The organism is Rahnella inusitata (assembly GCF_018288855.1).
Lineage (GTDB): Bacteria > Pseudomonadota > Gammaproteobacteria > Enterobacterales > Enterobacteriaceae > Rahnella > Rahnella inusitata.
In genome coordinates this window covers 3,348,134-3,368,223 of record NZ_CP065024.1, presented here as the reverse complement: position 1 = coordinate 3,368,223, position 20,090 = coordinate 3,348,134, and the positions used below count along the sequence as shown (strand labels likewise).

The window sequence follows — 20,090 nt, the reverse complement described above, 5'->3', positions numbered from 1 at the left end:
CCTGATTTTCATCAGGACCCTTTTTCTATAATTTGGCGGTGAGAGAGGGGTTCGAACCCTCGATACGATTTCTCGTATACACACTTTCCAGGCGTGCTCCTTCAGCCACTCAGACACCTCACCGTTTTCGTTACATCGCGAACGTTGCAACGGGGCGCTACTATAGGGAGACTGCCGAAAAGGGTCAAGCAGAATTTCGACGTTTTGCGCCGGTTGCTCACAGACTGCTCAGAGGTGGGCGGCCTCAATTATACTTTGGTTGTATAAATCTCGGTATGTTCATATTTAAAAGCGATGATTTGACGGCGGGCTGAATATTTCACAGAGAGTAGGCGTGATGCCTGAATTTAAATAGCAGCTTAAAGGTGAAACTGGAAATGGCTCACAGAAAAAAACTAAACAATAAACCAAGTCTTTATTCCTCAATATTTAATTTTATGCTGGCGCTGTTCAAAAATGGAATTGATAAAAATAACCGGCAGTCATTGCCATAAAAGGACCGCGCGATGCATCACGATAAAAAATTTCTTAAATTCCCTGAAGGATTCTGGTGGGGAAGTGCCTGGTCAGCAGAGCAGGCAGAGGGCAAAGGAAATACCGGTAAAGGACGTACGCAATGGGATATGTCATGGGATAAAGAACCCAATCGTTTTTACCGGGGAGTGAACACCGAAACCGCTACGGATTTCTTCCACCGCTATCCGCAAGATATTCAGCTCATGAAAGAGACCGGGCATAATTCTTTCCGGCTTTCCATTTCATGGGCACGGCTCTTCCCCGAGGGGGATGGCGACGTCAGCCAGGAGGGGATCGCGTTTTACCGCGATATGCTTAACCAGATGAATGCCAGCGGCATTAAGCCTTTCGCCAATCTCTTCCACTTCGATATGCCTGAACGCATGATGCAAAAGGGCGGATGGGAAAGCCGCGAGGTTGTCGATGCCTACGTGCGTTTCGCTGACACCTGCTTTGCTGCTTTTGGCGATCTGGTCTTCCACTGGTTTACCTTCAATGAACCGCTGGGGCCGGTGCTCGGCGGGTATATGGAAGATTTCCATTATCCGAATGTGGTGGATTTTAAACGCGGCGTGCAGGTGGCTTTTAATACCGTCCTCGCGAGTGCCAGAGCCATTGAAGTGTTTAAACGCCACGGTCTTGGCAGCAAAATCGGCATCATCCTTAATCTGAGCCCGACTTATCCGCGCAGTGAAAATGGCTTTGATAAACAGGCTGCTGAATATGCCGATCTGTTTTATAACCGCAGTTTCCTCGATCCGTCAGTGAAAGGGACATTCCCTCAAAAACTGACAGACATCCTGAAGCAGTACGGACATTTACCGGTTTATACGCCGGAGGATTTGGCGGTTATTCGCGACAACACCGTCCAGATCCTTGGCCTGAATTATTACGAACCCCGGCGGGTGAAAGCACGCACCGCTGCCGAGGATCCACAATCGCCGTTTATGCCTGAATGGTTTTTCGAAAGTTATGTCATGCCGGGACGCCGATTTAATCCCCATCGTGGCTGGGAGATTTACGAGAAAGGGATTTATGACCTGTGTATCGATATTCGTGATAACTACGGCAACATCGACGCTTTTATTTCCGAGAACGGCATGGGCGTGGCGGATGAAGAACGTTTTATGCAAAACGGGCAGGTTCAGGACATATATCGCATCGGCTATATTAAAAATCATCTGGCGTATGTGCATCAGGCCATTGGCGAAGGGTGTAATATCAACGGTTATCATTTGTGGACGTTTATTGATTGCTGGTCGTGGATCAATGCCTATAAAAACCGCTACGGATTAGTGGCATTAGACCTGAATTCCCAAGAGCGTACGGTTAAATTAAGCGGTGAGTTCTACAAAAAACTCAGTGATGAAAATGGATTTGAATTCGACGGATTTTACACCGAATTTTGACAGGGAAATAAACATGAAACTGATGGATAAAGCCGTTATGGTCGCTCAGCATATTGGCGGTCAGGTACATTTGCGTTCGTTGCGCGACGCCTTTGCCTCGCTGATGCCTTTTTTTGTGCTGGCGGGATTAATGGTGTTGCTCAATAACACATTATTAAAACCGGACGGAATATTGTCCGGTCTGATAACTCCGCTGCATCTGAGCGATATACAGGCCATCGGGGATTCTGTCGTTAATGGCTCACTGAATTTTATTTCGATTCTGATTGCGGCCGCCGGGGCGTATCACCTTTGTCAAAATAAAAACTATCAAAATGCGATTGCGCCAGTGCTGTTATCGGTGGCTGTCGTGGTGATTTTTATGCCGCAAACCCTTCATCTCACCGCGCTCGATTCGCAGCTGCCGGTGGAAGTTACCGGCGGCATCAGCTTCGCCTCAACCGGATCTGCCGGAATGTTCGTCGGCATTCTGACCGGGCTGATGGTTACCTCACTGTTTATTCGTCTGGCGGGCAACCAGCGTTTGCAGGTGAATATCAGCGGCGGGGCGATCCCCCCTGCAGTCATTAATTCGTTCAACACGCTGATCCCGGTGATGCTGACGATGATGTGCTTTGCCGTCGGGTCATTTGCCATCAAATCGCTGAGCGGTATGGACGTCAACACGCTGATCGCAACGATGATTCAGCAGCCGCTGAAATCCGTTACGACCAGCCTGCCGGGCTTTCTGTTTATCACTACCGTCGCCAATCTTTTCTTCTCGGTGGGCATCCATCAGGGCGTGATATCAGGGGCAGTACTGGATCCCTTCCTGCTGAACACTATGCAGGAAAACACGCTGGCATTCGCGCAGCATCAGGACATTCCTAACATCATCTGTATGGCGTTTAAAGACACCTTTGGCGTGATGGGCGGTTCGGGGAACACTGTCGGTTTGCTGATCGCCATTTTCATTTTCAGCCGTAAGAAGGATTACCGCGATATCGCCAAAATGGCCACTGCGCCGTGCCTGTTCAATATCAGCGAACCGATTATCTTTGGACTGCCGATTGTGTTCAATCCGGCGCTGATCGTTCCTTTTGTCTTAGCGCCCGTCTTCAGCCTGACCATTGCGTATTACGCCACCGCGTGGGGCTGGATCAATCATGTCACCGTGCAAATCCCGTGGACCACGCCGCCGCTGATTTCCGGCTTTCTTGCCACCGGCGGCGACTGGCGTGCCGCCGTTTTGCAGGCAGTACTGATCGCGCTGACCGTGATGTTTTATCTGCCATTTCTCAAATTTGCCGAACGCGTCGCGCAGACGGCTCACTCTTAAAAGGACGTAACTATGATCAAAATTTTACTGGTGTGTAATGCCGGTATGTCGACCAGCATGCTGATGGGAAAAATGACGGCGGCGGCTAAAGAGCAAAATATTGAAGCGGAAATTTGGGCGATCCCGGATGTCAGGCTAAATGAAGAGTGGCCGAAGGCGGATGTGATTTTGCTTGGGCCGCAGGTGGCGTATCTCAAAGCGCGTGTGGAGACGGTAACGCAGGGCACCAGACCGGTCGCGGCGATTGATATGCTGAGTTACGGGCGAATGAACGGGACGGCGGTATTGGCGCAGGCCATCGCGCTTAAGGGATAGGCGGGTAAAAAACACAAAAGAAAAAGGCCCGGATTTTCATCCGGGCCTTTCACTTATAATGTGGTGGAGAGAGAGGGGTTCGAACCCTCGATACGATTGCTCATATACACACTTTCCAGGCGTGCTCCTTCAGCCACTCAGACACCTCTCCAGCTATCAGCTGCACCGCAGTACTGCTGACCGGCGCTAATGTAGGGAAAAGCGGGCCCATCGTCAACACTCTTTTGCAGGATCCGTGCCGATTAGCCAAACTTAGAGCAATCTGATGATTTACAGAACAAATAATGCTTTAAGCCTGAGCAAACGGAAACTGTTCCACAAGGTCATTAGCTGCGCTAATTAAAGTGAATAAATAATTAGCCAGGCTGCATAAAAGCGCAATTTACCCGCAAACACTTTTTGTTACTCACAAATAGCAACATATGTTGTGAAAAACAGCATTGGCGGAGGTATAACAGTGCCCTTTGAAAAATTGCTTCCTAATAGAACCGTAAAAGTCACCAGACGAAGCAGCGTTAATTTCACATATCACGACAGGGGTCATTCTTGAGTCAGCCAAATAACGCGACCACGTCGCATCACCGTACGGCGATCCCCGCCGGTGCGGGCACGTTATTCTTCGTTCAGACATTCGCGACGCTTGGCTTCGCGGTGCTGTATTCCACGCTGGTGCTGTATGCCACCAAAAAACTCGGTTTTAGCGAAGACAACGCCAACGCTATTATGGGCGTCTTCGGGGCATTCAACTACGGCCTGCACATGTTCGGCGGCTACCTCGGCGGACGTTATCTGAGCAATCGGAATCTGTTCGTGCTGGGAATGGTGTTACAGGTCTTCGGTTGCGCACTGATTGCGCTGGAAGGCGTCACCGGCCTGTACTGGGGGCTGGCGATGTTCCTCACCGGCAGCGGGCTGAACGTCACCTGTCTGAACATGATGCTGACGCAGCGCTTTGCGCCGGACGATGACCGCCGCGAATCGGCCTTCCTGTGGAACTATGCCGGGATGAATCTCGGCTTCTTTATCGGGTTTGCTGTCGCCGGATATTTCCAGCTCAGCGAAAACTATCGCGCGCTGTTCCTGTTTGCCACGCTGGGTAACGTGGCGGCGATTGTCGTGACGCTTTCTCGCTGGTCGATTCTGGCCGATATCAGCACGCCCCTTAAAGAGGCCAGCCGCAGCCAGATGCTGCGCCGCATGGCCATCGGCATCGCTATTCTGGTGGTGCTGGTGCCGGTTATCCGCATTCTGCTGACCCACGCCGAGTTCAGCAGCTACTTCGTCGTGGTGCTGGGCGTGATTATCTTCGCGCTGATGGCGATGGTAACGTTCCGTCATCGCGATGGTGACGAACGCCGCCGCATGAAAGCCTATCTGCTGCTGGCACTGGGTTCACTGGTGTTCTGGACGCTGTATCAGCTGGCACCGATGGGCCTGATGCTCTTTTCCGAACACAATATTAATCTGAACGTTTACGGCATCCGCGTTGCGCCGCAGTGGATTCAAAATATTAATACCGTGGTGATTGTCATCGGCGGCCCGCTGATGGCGTTGTGGTTTAAAAACCTGCGTCAGCGCGGCTGGAACATTGATATTCCGACACAATTCTCCGCCTCCCTGTTTTGCATGGGGCTGGGAATGCTGGTGCTGCCGCTGGGTATCCATCTGGCGGGCGGCGACGGGCTGGTGGCGTTCAAATGGATTGCCATCAGCTATCTGCTGCAAAGTATCGGCGAGCTGCTGATTTCACCGATCGGCTACGCGATGATAGGCAAACTCGCTCCGGCCCGCTATCAGGGCGTGATGATGGGCTGCTGGATGATGGTCACCGGCGTAGCCTCGGTGCTGGCGAGTTACATCTCCGGGCTGATGCCACAGAACGCTGGCAGCACACCGGTACTGACCAATCCGGGCTACAGCCAGGTGTTCAACGCGCTGGGCTGGGGCTCTGTCGCCACCGGCGTCGTTCTGCTGGTGTTGATCCCGCTGTTACGCAAAATGATCAGCCGCGAACCCGCTGCTGCCTGAGTTATTTCTCACCTCAATTTCTCATCTCACAGGCTCCGAATTTCGGGGCCTGTTCTTTTTTCAGCCTCAGGGTTGCATCCTGATGATATTCAGGGAAATCTATCAGGACAACGGAGGTCACAAAGATGAACATAATTTTCTACCACCCTACATTTGATGCAAAACTCTGGATTGATGGAATAACAAAAAGACTGCCGCAGGCCAATGTCCGTGCCTGGAACGCCGCCGACCATCAGCCCGCCGACTACGCACTGGTCTGGCGTCCGCCGCATGCGATGCTGGCGTCGCGTAAAGAACTTAAGGGCATTTTTGCGCTGGGGGCAGGCGTCGATGCCATTCTCACGCAGGAACAGCGTCAGCCCGGCACACTGCCCGCAGGAGTGCCGCTGATCCGCCTTGAAGACACTGGCATGGCGCTGCAAATGCAGGAATATGCGGTGGCCAGCGTGTTGCGCTATTTCCGCCGCATGGATGAATACCAGCTGTTCCAGCAGCAAAAGCAGTGGCGTCCGCTTACGCCGCATTCCCGCAGTGATTTCACCATCGGTATTCTCGGCGCGGGCGTACTCGGCAGCAGGGTGGCCGAGGCGCTGGTGGGAATGCAATTTTCCGTGCGCAGCTGGAGCCGTAGCCCGAAATCCATCGAGGGTGTGCACAGTTTTTACGGTGACGATCAGTTAGCCGCATTCGCAACCGACTGCAAAGTATTGATTAACCTTTTGCCCAATACGCCGCACACCGCCGGGACGCTCAATCATCAACTGTTCACATTCCTGTCGCATAATGCGTACCTGATTAACCTCGGTCGGGGCAGTCATCTGGTGGAAGGCGATTTACTGCGCGCGCTGGACAGCGGGCAAATTGCCGCCGCCCAGCTTGATGTTTTCGTCGAAGAACCGTTACCGGCCATGCATCCGTTCTGGTCGCATCCGCGCGTAAGCATTACGCCGCACGTGGCGGCAGATACACTGCCGGAAGAAGCGATGGACAGCATTGTCAGGAATATTCTGGCGATGGAGGCGGGGCGTGAACCGGCAGGGCGTGTCGATCTTGAACGAGGTTACTGACTCATCTGCTAACATTATTAAAGCTGAGGCCATTGCGCTGCAGCGTAACATTCTCAAGGAGAGCACATGCCGTACCCGGTCGATTTACATATGCACACCGTCGCCAGCACGCATGCTTACAGCACGCTGCATGATTACATTGATGAAGCAGTCGAAAAGGGCATTAAGCTGTTTGCCATTACCGACCACGGCCCGGATATGGCTGATGCGCCGCATTACTGGCACTTTATGAATATGCGCGTCTGGCCACGTCTGGTGAACGGGGTAGGCATCTTGCGCGGTATCGAATCGAACATCAAAAATATCAACGGCGACATTGACTGCACCGGCCCGATGCTTGATGAAATCGACGTGATCATTGCCGGTTTCCATGAGCCGGTGATGCAACCGGTCGACAAAGAAACCCATACCGCCGCAATGATTGCCGCGATGGCGGGCGGCGAGGTGCATATTATTTCCCATCCCGGCAACCCGAAATATCCGATTGATATTCCCGCCGTGGCTGCCGCGGCGGCAAAATATGACGTGGCGCTGGAGTTGAATAATTCCTCGTTTATTCACTCACGTAAAGGCAGTGAGCCTAACTGTCGCGCGATTGCGCTGGCAGTTAAAGAGGCAGGTGGCTGGCTGGCGCTGGGATCAGATTCGCATATCGCCTATTCGCTGGGCGGATTTGAGCACTGCGAACGTATTTTGCAGGAGATTGATTTCCCTGAAGACCGCATTCTGAACGTCAGCCCGCGCCGTTTCCTTGATTTTCTTGAGAAGCGTGGCCGCGCGCCAATTGCAGAACTCAGCGAACTGTGACATTGTCGCCGCCAATTCGCAGGGGTTTGACCCTTTACATCGTCTGATCAGGTTACTGTTATGAATGAATTTTCGATTGTTTGCCGCGTTCTCGGCACGTTGTTTTACCGCCAGCCGCAGGATCCCTTACTGGTTCCGCTTTTTGGCCTGATTCAGGACGGTAAGCTGCGTGAGCACTGGCCGCTGGAGCAAAGCGCGTTGTTGATCCGTTTGCAGGAAAGCGCTAACCCGGAAACGCTGGCCGCTGAATTTAATCATCTGTTTGTCGGTTCCGAATGCGCTGTTTCGCCTTTTCGCAGTGATTATGTCGAAGGCGCGAATGAAATGGACGTGCGGACTTTCCTGCAACAGCGCGGAATGCCGCTGGGCGACGGACCTGCTGACCATTTCGGCGCGATGCTGCTGGCCGCATCATGGCTGGAAGACCAGTCAACGGAAGATGAAGTCACGGCACAAATTACGCTGTTCGATGAATTCCTGTTTCCGTGGTGCGGCAAATTCCTCGGCAAAGTAGAAGCTCATGCGACCAGCGGTTTCTACCGCACGCTGTCTGAAATCAGCCGTGAAGCCTTGCAGGCGATGCGTGACGAACTGGAAGAGCATATCGCGAAGCCGTAACCTATTGATTTTGTTTTTATAAATTCCTTCCCCAAAATCCCTCCAAAATACTCCCCCAAAACTGGAATAATAAATTCTTATTAGGGGAGTATCAAATACAGCCTTATTACTCTTTCAAACCGCCAGGGTGATCCAGTCTGCGCCGCGGTCGTCATGATACTTTTCAGTCATGGAAGCACTCTTATGTCCCAGCAATGTCTGCGTATCTACTCCGTGGGCACTATACAATCTTTCTGCGAGAGACCGCTGCTCATGAAACGAAGGGGGAGTTGAGTCTTTATCAAATTTAATTCCTGCCAGATCCCGCGCCTCCTTGAATGAACGGCTTAAAGATTTATCCTCAATCCTGTCACCCGCTGTTGCAGAGCCTTGCCCGCGGTTATGATGTAGAAGATATTTGCTGAGAACCTGGTCCCGGCATCTTTTTATTACATCACCCAGAGACATATTTATCTCAGGCAAAAATAACGTTAATGGGAGTGCAAGCCGGCTTCCTGTTTTTTGCTGGGTAATATGCAAATGCCCATCCCACACGTCGGAAAATTTCATATTGCAGATGTCGCCACGCCGCTGCCCGGTGATCAAAGCAAGAAGCATTGCATTCTGAAAATATGGCTGAAGGCTGCCAGCGGCTTTATAAACTTCCTTCCATTCCAAAAGGCTAAGACGCGCACGGGTTACTTTCGATCTCGGCATCCGCGTTGCCATAGCAGGATTAAATCCCGGTTCAACCTCCCCAGAATGTTGCGCCTCTTTGAAAAGGTCACTCCAATGAGACCGCAGCATTTGCGCTGTACGTGTTTTCCCCTCAGCTTTATATTCATCCATAATGGCCGCTAAAGACTTTGTATCAACATTTTTGAGCCTGACATTCGGAAGCTTTTTAGATAAAACAAGCACACATATTTTTTTGACTCTAAACGTCGATTTCTTTATTTCACCATGCTCAACGCGTTCACTTTGGAGCGCCAAATATTTTTCCACCCAGTCTGAAACTCTTATTCCGGCATCTTTGTTGGTGGCATTTTTTACGGTCATATCAATCAGGAAATTAATCTGTTTCGATTGCTGCTCGGTGATCATAGCGTTCGCGGCCATCGCCGCCTCTCTGGCAGTATCCCCGTCAGTACCAAAACCAATAAATTTACCGGTTATCGGATGGCGATACTGCCAGTAAACCTTGCTCGTCCTGCGGTCTAATTTGCAGTACAGGTTTGGGATGTTGACTTTATGTGTGCGGGGTCTGGCTGCCATTAATCGTTTTCTCCAGTAAAGCTCTGACAGAAGCGGAAAGGTGACTCGGGATCTCCGCTTTTGCAATGACACCAACATACTTCGCGTCTTCATCGACTATCCACTTACTGCCTTGTTTAATCGGGGCAGGGATGATCTGTCCGGTTTTCGCATACCGGTGAAGTGTTGCTGGTGCTGGTGGATATTTAAACCCTTTCGGACTGGATGCCCATTCCATCAAAGGTACGAGTTGGCCCATACGCTTTATCTCCACACGTTTAGTTATAGCCGGCTGCACACCGGCTTACAGATTTGAAAGTTTTTCGATAGCCTGGTCGATAGAACCGATCGCTGTATTCAGATCAGACAGGTTAACCCGGCTCCTCAGTTCTCTGAGTTCTTCCGGGGTGTTGCAGGCTTTAACCTGTTCCATTAAACCCAGAAGATATGCTGGCGCGGATTCAGCAGTAACCGCGGCCACTTCACACGGTCGCAAAACCAAAAGTTCGCTTGCCATGGCTTCAGCCTCTCCCCAACGCAGAGAAGGGGAGCGATGCGCGATAATTTCCTTCAGACGTTCGTTGGTTAAATTTTTCATTATTCGTTTTCCTTTTTAACGATGCAGTTGCAGTGATGAGCAAAACACTGAGCGAATGCGTCGCGCTGGCTATCATCGATATCAAAATTATCTTCTAACCAGTCACAGAGTTTTTCTTTGCTGATGACCGGCTTTTGCTGGGTGGTTTCCCCGCACTGAACTTTAAAACCAGCAACACGAAGTGCATGTTCAACATCGAAACGGGAAAGCCAGTCGCCGTGTTTATTCGGGATCATGACGTTCCGCTCACCTTCGTGGAATGGATGTCCGTTGCGGGTGGAGTAACCGGCTGGAAGCACCACGGGATTAGCCAGCTGGGCTTTCATCGCTGCGATTTCTTCCTGGGCTTTAACCAGTGCGTTGTAGGCGGGGACCCTATCAACCGGTAAGTCAGTTCGCTGGCGCAGTAATGCGCATCGGCTAACCATGTTGCCGTGGGCAGATTTCAGATCATCACGCTCTTTCTCTGCCGCCTCTGCGCGATCAAGTTGCTCATTGAATGCTTTGTCAGAAGCTTTCCGCAATAGACGCTCTGCCGCCGCCGATCTATCAGCCGTCTCTCGCAGCTGGCGTTCCGCTTCTAATGCGTTCAACACCAGTAAAATATTTTGAGCCTTGAAGGTGGTATCTGATTGGTCATACAGGCGAGTTATTTCTTCACCGTCTGAGTTTTCACCCTGGCATTCGACAATCCGATCAGCAAGGTCCCGCATATCGCGCATCAGTGCTGCAATATCAGTTTTGTCAGTCATACGGATTCCTTACGGCGTTCTTCGCCCAGGGCATAGCGTTCGTGTACTGGATCCTCGTCTTCGTAATCACTGGTTACGCTGGCAACCATCGCGATACAGCAGGCGTTACACACACGATAAGAATGAAGTTCACCAGAGAAGCGATAGGCCGCTGACAAATGGACTTCGCCTTTCTGGATGTCACCGGCGCAGATATGGCAGGAGTAAACGCCGCGGCCAGTGACAATTTTATTTGATAAGCAACTGTCGCCCGGTTCGCCGAAATTACCCTCGAAAAGGTCAAAGTCCAGTGCATCAGACAGGTCTGCTGCTGGCGCTTGAATTGTCTCAGTCATACAACCTCCTTCAGTACCAGGCGGCCATCGAGAATGGCGTCACGGATTTCGTTCAACTCCCATCCGAAGTAAGAAGACTCGACGTATACCTGAAGTTCGCCGTAGTCGTGCTGTTTGCGTTTAATGAAGGCCTCAGCTGCGGCGCGGGTCAGATGTGAGTTCACGTGCTTCCACTGCCATACGTAATAACCCACATCGAGGCACGGCAGGTCTTCGAGAACATCCCATTGTTCGCCTTCTGGAAGCTCGGAGAATGCGATGTCAGGATCATCCATAAAATTGCGAGCGTGGATATCAAGCTCGTCACGCTCCTCATCATCCAGATCATCCCAATATTCCTGTGGGCTAAGCCAATGTATGAAGTCACCCTGATTGTCGTAGACCAGCTTCTCACCGTGTTCAGAGTCCATTCCGGTGACCATTACTTTCTCACGCACTTCAAATACAGCATTGGCGGTGCAATGGTCACGAACACCATCCCCGCGGCAGTCATAATGAAGGCGCTGCTTGAACTCTTCGAAAGTTTCAGGAGTGAGGAGCGCTCCGTTGGCGATGCTTTGTTTGGTTGTATCAGTCATGAGGTAGCTCCTTCACTGTATTTTTCAAACCAGAAAACGATAGGGGAGGCTGTCACCTGCACCTGACCGAACCTCTCTGCGGTGCGAAAATTGACGCTGTACTGTCGTGCTCTGTCCGCTTGTGCGGCGATATTCTCCCTGAAATCTTCCAGGCTAAAAGTCGATTTGAATAAGTTGCACGGCGCGCATGCTGGAAAAAGATTCTCCTGCACATCGTTTTCAGGCTTCCAGTGCTCACCGCTGTAAATAACTTTTCGCGTGCCGTCTGCGCGACGTTCGCCAAACTCCCATTTTCTGAATGCTGCCTGGACGTGGTCTGCGTGCCATCCTTTTTCCGGCAACTCACAGCCGCAATAAGCACACCGACCGCAGAACATGCCCCGCAATTCTTCCCGCTGAACCTTGCTGAGTTTCATCATTCCCCCAGATCAGAACATCAGCTCTTCCCAGCGGCGCATAAACAAAGCTCTGGCCTGTACTGGGTTGAGAGGTGTGATAAGAATGTCGGTCGGCATGATGCCTTCCAGAATCGGCCAAAAATTATCGGCATCGACTTCCAGATCCCGGCGTTCGGTCGCCAGCATGATCAGGTCAGCTGTTTTGACGATGGCGCTCATCTCCCGCGGCAGTTCGTACTTCTCGCGGATCAGGGAATCAATCTGGCGCTCGACGCGGGCATAGTCAGGCAGCATGCGTTTCAGCGGGGCTGGGATGTCCTTCATGTATGCCTCAGTGGCGTCGTGCAATAAGGCCTCGCGCTGGTATTGCGGTTCAACAATCATGCTGCACAGAACAGAGTGCTGAGCCACGCTGTAGAAGTCAGCAATCTGCCCGGCAAAGCGGCATTCATGTGAGAGCCCCTGTGCGATGTCGCCGATATTGAACGCCAGCAGATTAGGATTTGAGAAATCCAGATGCTGGCCGGAAAAGGTGGTTAACCAGGTCATAAAATTACCTCGGTAAATTGATTTGATAATCTGCGCAGAAGTCCAGCACATACAGGCATTCAGCCGGGCTTTCGGTCTCGTTAACCACATCACACCCGCCAGAGTGGAGACAGTTGCAGTTCATGCAGCTGATCCGGTTGTCGAAACAGTTTTTAGCCATGTGATAGCCGTTGCAGTTTCCGCCGCTAAACCGGTGGGGGAAGTCGTAGGCCGGGCAGCGGCATGTAACCTGCTTTCCGTCCCAGTACGCTTTCACGCCGTCCGGTTGATCTTTGTGCAAAATAGAGTGACCGGTCATCGTATCTAGGGTGCCAACTGGCCGTGATTTCTTCATGGCTGCATACCTAAATAAGTGATTGCCATAACCACGCTGAGGATCAGATAAAAAGCGATATCAGTTTTCATGAAATACCCCTTTGCTGATTTCGGCGTGAACGAATCCCTTGCCAGTGATGGCAATTAATTAAAATCAGAAGGTTTTAAATTATCTTTGGGCTTCGCCGCCCAGAGCGGAAATAAGGTTCGATATCAGCGCTGAATATTCACTGGTGACCAGAATGAAATCGGCATCAAAGCGCGCGGCAAAATCTTCGCGGTCGATATCGTCGTTCTGATCGGCCAGCGTGTCGCTCGGTTTCAATTTTTTCAGCGTGAAGGCATCGTTGATCTGGAAGCTGACACGTTCCTGCCAATCCATCGAGACCTGAGTGACCAGCTTACCGTTTTCGATATGACTGCTGATCTCGTCGCTGACCAATGCCTGTTTCTTACAGCGGATAGTGCCGCCTTCTTCCAGAATGGCTTTCAGCTCAGCTTCATCCTGCAGGGCGAATCCCGCTGGGGTCTGGCCGCTGCGCACCCATTCTGTCAGGGTAAGTTCGATCGGTGTTTCCATCGTCAACGGCACCACCGGGAGCGAACCGAGGCTTTTACGCAGGAGTGCCAGCATGTTTTCTGCTTTCTTGGCGCTGACCGCGGCGACCATGATCAGGCGATTATCCAGGTCAATCCACATGAAGGTTTGGGTGAAGCGACTGAACGCGCGTGGCATCAGACTGTGCAACACCTCATCTTTCAGCGAATCTTTCTCGGTCTTCTTCAGCTTGCGGTGCTGCTCGTTTTGAAGCTGCTCAACTTTTTCAGCCAGTTCCTGCTTAATCACCGGCGCCGGAAGGATTTTTTCTTCGCGCTTCGCACAGATCAGCAGTTGGTGACCAGCTGCGTGAACCAGCTTTTCGGTACCGAACTTACCCATCGGGGAAACCCAGCCGGTTTTCGCCATGTCCTGGCTGCCGCACGGCGAGAAAACGAACTGAGCCATCTGACGTTGCATTTCCGCTGCATCGAGCGCGATATCGCGGCTCATGCGGTAAATCTGGAGGCTTTTAAACCAAAGTTCTTTCACGTTTATTACTCCCGTTGACGCCCCTGCACAGGGCAAAATAGGTGTGTGGCGGCTGGAGTTGAACCAGCAATCGGGTAGGGAACCCGACCGTCACCAGGATGCTTAAAGCCACAACGGAAAGAGCACTGCATTTGACCACCTTGCGCAGCTTGGCATGAGTGCGGTTTTTCGACCTGACTACCTTGCCGGTAACTTGCATCAGGGGCTGCTATGCCACATATCCGGTGCAATGCTCTTACCTGTTGTGTGCCAGGCTTCCACTGGCTCCCATCTGTTTTTTAAGTCACTCAGATATCGTCTGGACTTGCGCGTCTTTCCCAGCTGTCACTGCCATGAGAGTGCAGGCAGCTCACTGACCAGATAACGCGCTGGATCAACTCGCGGTTGCGGCGGCCGGCACTGAACTACCTCCGGTATCTCGTCCGGTATCACGGAGCGTTTGGACGAGTTATGCTCCCTAGCGCATCAGCCTGCGCATTCACCACAACGTTAAGAGCACTGATTCTGTGGTTCAGAAGTTGACGGTTAGTGAGACTTTCAACAACCAGTGCTCTTATCGTTGTGCTGTTGATGATTAAAGTATGCTTTAGGGAATAAATATAGTCAATAAGGAATAATTAAAAATATTCTTTGGGTGATTTGTTGGCGGCGCGGGAGTGTGACAATTTTTTGCAGTGAAGGAGGATTCGTGCTTATACTGTGGTTATATACAGTTGTTTTGGCGGCAACTATCATCAAAAGGTTTTGATGCTGCGAGGTATTTGGATATGGGAACGTGGCTTGTAAGAGTTGGTCCAGGAGAGTTTAAGGGCTCTCCTGTGCCTGATTCTCGGGTGGTTCACTTGCTTAATGCAGGAATGAAGATCTGTTCTACGGGTCCGACAATATCTGATTCCGAACGAACTGGAGTTACAGGGATACGTGTGTCATCAACCGATAAGAAACCGCCGCCGTCACCTGATAAGTGATATCTGAAAACCGATAAATTGCCTGAGATTAACGTGACGACGAGATCGTTAGTGGAAGGGCTTCGGTTAGGGTTAACGACTACAACGGTGCCTGCTGGCGCTTGAGCTATGCCAGTGTTTCTCTTCATGATATATGCGCGATAGTGTTCAGGAACTTCAGAAATCCATGTAATTGCTTCGCCGGTATCACCTTTTTCATCGAAGACTTTGACTAACTTAGAAACATCAATGCGTTGTAAAGGGCTATCAATACCGCCTTGCATTGTTCCAGCGCCATTGATCAGCCAATCAGCACTAATGCCCATCGCAGCAGCTAACTTGCTACTGTGTTTTGAAGTTTTGCTGGCCCCCGCAATGATCTTTGAAATAACAGACTGTTCAACCCCTGCAGCTCGAGCGAGCCGGGTCTGACTGTCAAATCCGGTATCGGCCATGGCTTTCGCCAGTCGTTCAGATAGTGTTTTCATACCCAAAAGTTATTCCCACGCGCATATCCTGTCAAAGTCTCTACCGACTTGCTTATTTTTATTCCCTAAAGCATAATTGAGCATAATTATGATGGAGGGAATAACCAAATGAACCATGTCATTGAAAAAGCAATCAGCATCACTGGCTCTCAGTCTGAATTGGCTCGCCGAATTGGCGTAGGTCAATCAACAGTAAGTAAGTGGCTCAACGGTGCAGAGATTAGCTCTCGCTACATTTCAGCTCTCACAGTTGCAACCAACGGCCAGATTTCTCACGCAGAAATACTGGGTTCACTCGAGCGACCAGACGCAGCAAAGCCTAACTCATCCGCAGCCTTAGCATAACTACCGAAGGAAAAACGAAATGGTAGACCTGAAATCAACAGTTAAAGCGATGTGCAAAGCATTCCCCGGTGGTCGTTCTGCCATGGCTGGCGCTTTGGGCATGACTGAAACGCAGTTCAACAACAACCTGTACGAAAAGAACGGCTGTCGCTTCTTCGAGGTTGCAGAGCTGGAAGCCATGGAAGACATCAGTGGCACCAGTTGCCTGGCTGAGCACTTTGCACAGCGTCGCGGCGGTCTGTATGTGGACATCCCGCAATTGGACGAACTCGACCAGGTGGAGCTGTTCAGCAAAAGCATGCGCACTGCGGCACATCGCGGGCAGGTGGATATGTTCATGCAGGAAGCGCTGGAAGATGGATTTATTGATGCGCAGGAAGCGAAGCAAATCATGAGGCTCAACTCACGCCACCTGGCGGCGCGTGATGCAGAGGTTCGGGCTGTTTTGGCGCTGTTCAGCAAAAGAAGTAAAGCCGGAAATGGTGACGCCCCAAGTGTGCAGCTCGGGGCGTCGGTCGCATCAACTAAACAGTGTGGAGTAATTAACGCATGAACAGTTTACTCATAAAAGCCGGAGTTCCGCAAATCCGCTGTGTGGCAACTGGCGGTACCGCTGGCTCTCTTTCGTACGAAGTGATGATAGGCAACCGCTGGATCCCGTGCAACTACCAGTTCGCGGCATGGTGGGTAGGTTACGTCTGTGAGCACAGCCGGAAGGTGAGCGCATGTCTGAAGAAATCCAAAAGTTGGACCGGCGTTACAAGGATTGGCGGGGCGTTGTGGTACACGTCGTGGGCCTCGACCGAGCGGGGGATCGCGTCATCTTCATGCGCGCAGGTTACCCGCATGAGTGCGCACAGCCGGTTGAGCTATTCAAGTCGCGGTTTGAGAGGGTAATTGATGAGCCTGTTATTACCATCGCGCCCGATAGTAGTGATTCCTGAGCTGGTTATGAAGCTCGGACTGAATGAAGCCATGCTGTTGCAGCAAGTTCACTACTGGGCAACTGAAACAACGTCTGGCGTTGATCATGACGGCCGACGCTGGATTTATAACACGATCGGGGAATGGCTTGAGCAATTCCCATGGATGTCTGCTTCAACTATCAAACGTGGTTTCGCCTCACTGAAAAAACAGGGGTGTTTGTTCATAGAGCAACTCTCTGATGATCCTAGAGATATGACAAATTTCTATGCGATTAATTATGACCATCAGGCGCTTTTAGATGAGGTCAAATTGACCCCATGCAAGAGGTCAAAAAGAACTAATGCAAAAGGTCAAAATGAACCGTTGCATAGTTCCAAAAAGGCACCTTGCAAGAGTCCAAAAAGAGCCACTCTTCATACAGAGAGTACTTCAGAGAATACAACAGACATTACAACCCTTAGTCCGGCCGCTTCGCAGCCAGACGACAGCAGTGATGAAAGTTTTCTTGCTCTTCACCCAGAAGCGGTGGTGTTCAATGCCAAAAAACGCAAGTGGGGCGGCGCTGATGATCTGACCGCTGCCGAATGGATGTGGGGAAAAATACTCCGCATGTACGAACAGGCTGCTGAATGCGACGGCGAGATTGCCCGCCCGAAAGAACCTGACATGACGCTTTGGGCAAATGAAATCCGCCTGATGTGTACTGCCGATGGCCGGACCCACAAACAAATCTGCGAACTGTTTGGCCGGGCTAACCGCGACACATTCTGGTGCAAGAACATCCTGAGCCCGTCGAAACTCCGAGAGAAGTGGGACGATCTGACAATCAAACTGTGCGCGACCGTCGTGGCTGATACGTCGGCTGGCGGCCACTGGAATAGCGCTGAAGCATGGGAGAACACCCTGTGAACAAAATGATGATGGCAGTTAAGAACCGTGACGGCGCCGCACTGGCTCAGATGATGCCAGAAGAGCAGCCGCAACGCGTGGTGAACGCCGATGCCGAGAAACTGGTCGACGTGCTGTTCACTAACCTGATGCAGATTTTCCCGGCAGCCCGCCAGACTGCGCTCAGCACACCGGCTGATATAGCAGCGGCGAAACGCCAGTGGATCCTGGCATTTGCAGAAAGCGGCGTGACCACTCTGGATCAGGTTAAGGCCGGTATGCGCATCGCCCGCCAGCAGGAAACAGACTTTTGGCCGAGCTGCGGAAAGTTCATCGGCTGGTGTAAATCTGGCGCGGCTCAGTCTGCTGGTCTGCCGTCAGTCGACGAAGTCATGGCTGAGTTCAACCAGTATTGCGCCCGGCGTGGCGATTACGCCTCGCCAGCTGATTATCCATGGTCAACGCCCGTCATGTATTGGGTCGTAACCGACGTTCGCCGTCTGATGTTTCAGAACAACTTAACCGAAGGCGAAGTCCGCAAATCAGTCCAGCGCCACCTCACTATTTGGGCCAAACGCCTGGCGAAAGGTGAGCAGATCCCGGCACCGGTTGTGATGCTTTCCGCACCTAAAGCGCCAGTTGGCCCGACACCAGCCCAGCTGATGTATGCCGAATACCAAAAGAAAAAACAGGCGGGCTGGTTATGAAAACATTTTTGCAGTTAGTCATCGAAGAGCTTTTACGTGATCCGACACCGCGAATCTGCAGCGACATTGAAGCTGAAATCATCGAGAGAACGGGGTTTATTCCGCCGCGGCACTCAATCTCCTCAGCAGTAAACACGATCGGCAAAAAATCAGGTTTCAAATTAGTTGTGAACCGCAATGGTAACAAATTCACCTACTCGCTAAGCGAATCGCCTGTCTCATATGTACCGGGGAAGCTGGGCAAACCAGCGAAAGAGCCGCGTATCACACCGGCCGAGATCAGCAAGATGTTCGATCAATTGCTTTGGGCAGTACGTCAGGGAAGGGGGCAGGCATGACATCTGAATTTGCGAGCACAACACCGATCGAGCACAAAGACCGCTGGCAGACGCCGGTTGAAGTATTCACCGCGCTTGATCTGGAGTTTGGTTTCTATCTGGACGCCGCCGCCGACCACCAGAACGCGCTCTGCGCCCGGTACCTGACTGAAGCCGATGATGCGCTGGCCGCCGATTGGGAGAGTTACGGCGCCATCTGGTGTAACCCGCCATACAGCACGATCACCCCGTGGGTGGAGAAGGCCGCCGAGCAATGCCGCACCCAGCACCAGCCGGTGGTGATGCTGTTGCCCGCCGATACCTCAACAGGTTGGTTCTCGCTGGCGCTGACTACCGCCGACGAAATCCGCTTTATCACTGATGGTCGCCTGTCCTTCATCAATGCCGGTACTGGCAAGCCAGGGAAGAACGGCAACAGCAAGGGCAGCATGCTCGTTATCTGGCGCCCATTCATCAAACCGCGCGGGCAATTCACCACCGTTTCGCGTGAAGCGCTGATCACTGCTGGCGCTGAGTACCTGCAGGAGGTGGCAGCGTGAACGAATTCCAGAAAATCTGGCTTGATGCCTACCGCGGCTACCTCGTGGCCGCATCTGCGACTGGCGAGCATTGCCCATCTGATTACGACAGCGCGCGTGAACATGCTGATGCTGTGCTGAATAGCCTGGTCAAAGCAGGGGAGGTGAATTGTGATTGATGAACCTAAAGACGACAGCGAAAACGTTCTGGCCTTCACGAAGCGATTCGACAGCAATGCAGACATAAAAGACATGCGTAATTTTGTTGAATCAGATCAGGCAGTCCCGCGCTGCATGCACGGTGGTGTACTGGTATCTGAGTTCGAGCGAAAAGTCACATGTCGCCGCTGTGGCGCCGTGCTCGATGCATTCGATCACGTTCTCTCCATTGCAAAACAGGAAACAAAACTGGATTGGGAATTGCGTCAGCTGCGCGGTGAAATCACCGATCACCGCACCGGCCTCGAAAAGCTGAAGCGTGAAGAGCTGAACACCCGAAACCGTATTAAAAACGCCGAAGGAAAACTGGCAAAAATCAGCATGGAAATCGCCAACAGGAGTATAGCCGCCGGTATTCCAGTCGCCGCCGTCACCCGTGAAACTTACACAGACGCGGAGAATTCATGATGCAACTGATCCTGCCATTCCCGCCAAGTGTTAACGGTTACTGGCGCGCCACCAGCAAAGGCATGCTGATCAGTGCCCGCGGGCGGGTATACCGGTCAAACGCGATTGCCGCCGTGTATGAGCAGTTGAAGCGTAAGCCACAGCCACTAACTGCTGAACTCGACGTGCATGTTGTCCTTTTCCCGCCGACCCGAGCCCGCCGCGATCTGGATAACTTCCAGAAGGCGCTGTTTGACAGCCTGACGCACGCCGGAGTGTGGGCAGACGACAGCCAGGTGAAGAGAATGACCGTTGAATGGGGAGACTTAACGAAGGACGGGAAAGCAGAAGTAAGGATCATCGATTTCAAACCCGCCGGTGTGCAGCCGGCTTAACGTGT

At 51.8% G+C, this 20,090-nt stretch carries 28 protein-coding genes and 2 tRNA genes; 17 read left to right on the top strand and 13 right to left on the bottom strand.

The features are described from left to right. Window positions 1–33: 33 nt before the first annotated feature. Window positions 34–123 (bottom strand) — tRNA-Ser (locus tag I2123_RS15930). A 383-nt stretch (window positions 124–506) separates the two neighbouring features. Here I2123_RS15930 and I2123_RS15925 point away from each other — a divergent pair. Genes I2123_RS15925 through I2123_RS15915 form a run of 3 tightly spaced genes read left to right on the top strand, consistent with a single transcriptional unit; the run spans window position 507 to window position 3,558 of the window. Next, window positions 507–1,925, top strand: a complete 1,419-nt coding sequence (locus I2123_RS15925; protein ID WP_213050993.1) for a glycoside hydrolase family 1 protein — start codon at window positions 507–509, stop codon at window positions 1,923–1,925. Window positions 1,926–1,938: 13 nt separating this feature from the next. Next, on the top strand, window positions 1,939–3,243 hold the full coding sequence (locus I2123_RS15920) for a PTS sugar transporter subunit IIC (protein ID WP_244879843.1): 1,305 nt from the start codon (window positions 1,939–1,941) through the stop codon (window positions 3,241–3,243). Window positions 3,244–3,255: 12 nt separating this feature from the next. Beyond that, window positions 3,256–3,558: a PTS sugar transporter subunit IIB gene (locus I2123_RS15915; RefSeq protein WP_112164447.1), complete on the top strand. Its 303-nt coding sequence runs from the start codon at window positions 3,256–3,258 to the stop codon at window positions 3,556–3,558. A 61-nt stretch (window positions 3,559–3,619) separates the two neighbouring features. Here I2123_RS15915 and I2123_RS15910 read toward each other — a convergent pair. Next, window positions 3,620–3,709: transfer RNA gene (locus tag I2123_RS15910), tRNA-Ser, on the bottom strand. A gap of 395 nt (window positions 3,710–4,104) precedes the next feature. Here I2123_RS15910 and I2123_RS15905 point away from each other — a divergent pair. From I2123_RS15905 to I2123_RS15890, 4 genes are all read left to right on the top strand, one after another. Further along, window positions 4,105–5,586 carry a peptide MFS transporter gene (locus I2123_RS15905; protein WP_213050992.1) on the top strand — a complete coding sequence of 494 codons (1,482 nt, stop codon included), beginning with the start codon at window positions 4,105–4,107 and terminating at the stop codon, window positions 5,584–5,586. Between the two features lie 125 nt (window positions 5,587–5,711). Then, window positions 5,712–6,653, top strand: a complete 942-nt coding sequence (gene ghrA, locus I2123_RS15900) for a glyoxylate/hydroxypyruvate reductase GhrA (RefSeq protein WP_112164445.1) — start codon at window positions 5,712–5,714, stop codon at window positions 6,651–6,653. A gap of 66 nt (window positions 6,654–6,719) precedes the next feature. Further along, window positions 6,720–7,460, top strand: coding sequence for a phosphatase (locus I2123_RS15895; RefSeq protein WP_213050991.1), 741 nt, complete (start codon window positions 6,720–6,722; stop codon window positions 7,458–7,460). Window positions 7,461–7,520: 60 nt separating this feature from the next. Then, window positions 7,521–8,078, top strand: a complete 558-nt coding sequence (locus I2123_RS15890; protein WP_213050990.1) for a TorD/DmsD family molecular chaperone — start codon at window positions 7,521–7,523, stop codon at window positions 8,076–8,078. A gap of 114 nt (window positions 8,079–8,192) precedes the next feature. Here the strand turns inward: I2123_RS15890 and I2123_RS15885 are convergent, their stop codons facing one another. From I2123_RS15885 to I2123_RS15835, 11 genes are all read right to left on the bottom strand, one after another. Then, a complete protein-coding gene (locus I2123_RS15885; protein WP_213050989.1) occupies window positions 8,193–9,332 on the bottom strand; it encodes a phage integrase Arm DNA-binding domain-containing protein in 1,140 nt (379 codons plus the stop codon). Beyond that, the gene (locus I2123_RS15880) at window positions 9,307–9,570 is read right to left on the bottom strand and encodes an excisionase (RefSeq protein ID WP_136374859.1); all 264 of its coding nucleotides are present in this window, start codon (window positions 9,568–9,570) and stop codon (window positions 9,307–9,309) included. Before I2123_RS15880 ends, I2123_RS15885 begins: the two co-directional genes overlap by 26 nt. A gap of 45 nt (window positions 9,571–9,615) precedes the next feature. Next, window positions 9,616–9,909: a hypothetical protein gene (locus tag I2123_RS15875; RefSeq protein ID WP_213052593.1), complete on the bottom strand. Its 294-nt coding sequence runs from the start codon at window positions 9,907–9,909 to the stop codon at window positions 9,616–9,618. Continuing rightward, window positions 9,909–10,661, bottom strand: coding sequence for a hypothetical protein (locus I2123_RS15870; protein ID WP_213050988.1), 753 nt, complete (start codon window positions 10,659–10,661; stop codon window positions 9,909–9,911). The genes I2123_RS15875 and I2123_RS15870 overlap by 1 nt, the downstream gene beginning before the upstream one ends. Further along, the gene (locus I2123_RS15865) at window positions 10,658–10,996 is read right to left on the bottom strand and encodes a hypothetical protein (RefSeq protein ID WP_213050987.1); all 339 of its coding nucleotides are present in this window, start codon (window positions 10,994–10,996) and stop codon (window positions 10,658–10,660) included. Before I2123_RS15865 ends, I2123_RS15870 begins: the two co-directional genes overlap by 4 nt. Next, window positions 10,993–11,574: a hypothetical protein gene (locus I2123_RS15860; protein WP_213050986.1), complete on the bottom strand. Its 582-nt coding sequence runs from the start codon at window positions 11,572–11,574 to the stop codon at window positions 10,993–10,995. Before I2123_RS15860 ends, I2123_RS15865 begins: the two co-directional genes overlap by 4 nt. Further along, complete coding sequence (locus I2123_RS15855; protein WP_213050985.1) at window positions 11,571–11,990, bottom strand: HNH endonuclease; 420 nt, start codon at window positions 11,988–11,990, stop codon at window positions 11,571–11,573. The genes I2123_RS15860 and I2123_RS15855 overlap by 4 nt, the downstream gene beginning before the upstream one ends. Window positions 11,991–12,002: 12 nt before the next feature. Continuing rightward, complete coding sequence (locus I2123_RS15850) at window positions 12,003–12,521, bottom strand: HD family hydrolase (RefSeq protein WP_213050984.1); 519 nt, start codon at window positions 12,519–12,521, stop codon at window positions 12,003–12,005. Between the two features lie 4 nt (window positions 12,522–12,525). Continuing rightward, the gene (locus I2123_RS15845) at window positions 12,526–12,855 is read right to left on the bottom strand and encodes a hypothetical protein (RefSeq protein WP_244879842.1); all 330 of its coding nucleotides are present in this window, start codon (window positions 12,853–12,855) and stop codon (window positions 12,526–12,528) included. Window positions 12,856–13,005: 150 nt separating this feature from the next. After that, window positions 13,006–13,926 (bottom strand): recombination-associated protein RdgC, encoded by a 921-nt coding sequence (gene rdgC / locus I2123_RS15840; protein ID WP_274611812.1) that lies wholly within the window; start codon window positions 13,924–13,926, stop codon window positions 13,006–13,008. Between the two features lie 838 nt (window positions 13,927–14,764). Further along, complete coding sequence (locus I2123_RS15835) at window positions 14,765–15,361, bottom strand: helix-turn-helix domain-containing protein (RefSeq protein ID WP_213050983.1); 597 nt, start codon at window positions 15,359–15,361, stop codon at window positions 14,765–14,767. Window positions 15,362–15,469: 108 nt separating this feature from the next. Between I2123_RS15835 and I2123_RS15830 the strand changes: the two genes are divergently transcribed. From I2123_RS15830 to I2123_RS15785, 10 genes are all read left to right on the top strand, one after another. Beyond that, window positions 15,470–15,706, top strand: coding sequence for a transcriptional regulator (locus I2123_RS15830; protein ID WP_213050982.1), 237 nt, complete (start codon window positions 15,470–15,472; stop codon window positions 15,704–15,706). A 19-nt stretch (window positions 15,707–15,725) separates the two neighbouring features. Next, complete coding sequence (locus I2123_RS15825) at window positions 15,726–16,259, top strand: YmfL family putative regulatory protein (RefSeq protein WP_274611811.1); 534 nt, start codon at window positions 15,726–15,728, stop codon at window positions 16,257–16,259. Between the two features lie 172 nt (window positions 16,260–16,431). Then, the gene (locus tag I2123_RS15820; RefSeq protein ID WP_213050981.1) at window positions 16,432–16,650 is read left to right on the top strand and encodes a DUF4222 domain-containing protein; all 219 of its coding nucleotides are present in this window, start codon (window positions 16,432–16,434) and stop codon (window positions 16,648–16,650) included. Continuing rightward, window positions 16,607–17,542 carry a hypothetical protein gene (locus I2123_RS25545; RefSeq protein ID WP_244879841.1) on the top strand — a complete coding sequence of 312 codons (936 nt, stop codon included), beginning with the start codon at window positions 16,607–16,609 and terminating at the stop codon, window positions 17,540–17,542. The genes I2123_RS15820 and I2123_RS25545 overlap by 44 nt, the downstream gene beginning before the upstream one ends. Further along, window positions 17,524–18,228, top strand: a complete 705-nt coding sequence (locus tag I2123_RS15810; RefSeq protein ID WP_213050980.1) for a replication protein P — start codon at window positions 17,524–17,526, stop codon at window positions 18,226–18,228. Before I2123_RS25545 ends, I2123_RS15810 begins: the two co-directional genes overlap by 19 nt. After that, window positions 18,225–18,566: a hypothetical protein gene (locus I2123_RS15805; RefSeq protein ID WP_213050979.1), complete on the top strand. Its 342-nt coding sequence runs from the start codon at window positions 18,225–18,227 to the stop codon at window positions 18,564–18,566. The genes I2123_RS15810 and I2123_RS15805 overlap by 4 nt, the downstream gene beginning before the upstream one ends. Next, on the top strand, window positions 18,563–19,105 hold the full coding sequence (locus I2123_RS15800; RefSeq protein WP_213050978.1) for a phage N-6-adenine-methyltransferase: 543 nt from the start codon (window positions 18,563–18,565) through the stop codon (window positions 19,103–19,105). The genes I2123_RS15805 and I2123_RS15800 overlap by 4 nt, the downstream gene beginning before the upstream one ends. After that, the gene (locus tag I2123_RS15795) at window positions 19,102–19,263 is read left to right on the top strand and encodes a hypothetical protein (protein WP_213050977.1); all 162 of its coding nucleotides are present in this window, start codon (window positions 19,102–19,104) and stop codon (window positions 19,261–19,263) included. The genes I2123_RS15800 and I2123_RS15795 overlap by 4 nt, the downstream gene beginning before the upstream one ends. Then, a complete protein-coding gene (locus I2123_RS15790; protein ID WP_213050976.1) occupies window positions 19,256–19,711 on the top strand; it encodes a hypothetical protein in 456 nt (151 codons plus the stop codon). Before I2123_RS15795 ends, I2123_RS15790 begins: the two co-directional genes overlap by 8 nt. Beyond that, window positions 19,711–20,085: a RusA family crossover junction endodeoxyribonuclease gene (locus I2123_RS15785; RefSeq protein ID WP_213052539.1), complete on the top strand. Its 375-nt coding sequence runs from the start codon at window positions 19,711–19,713 to the stop codon at window positions 20,083–20,085. Before I2123_RS15790 ends, I2123_RS15785 begins: the two co-directional genes overlap by 1 nt. The last annotated feature ends 5 nt before the right edge of the window (window positions 20,086–20,090 follow it).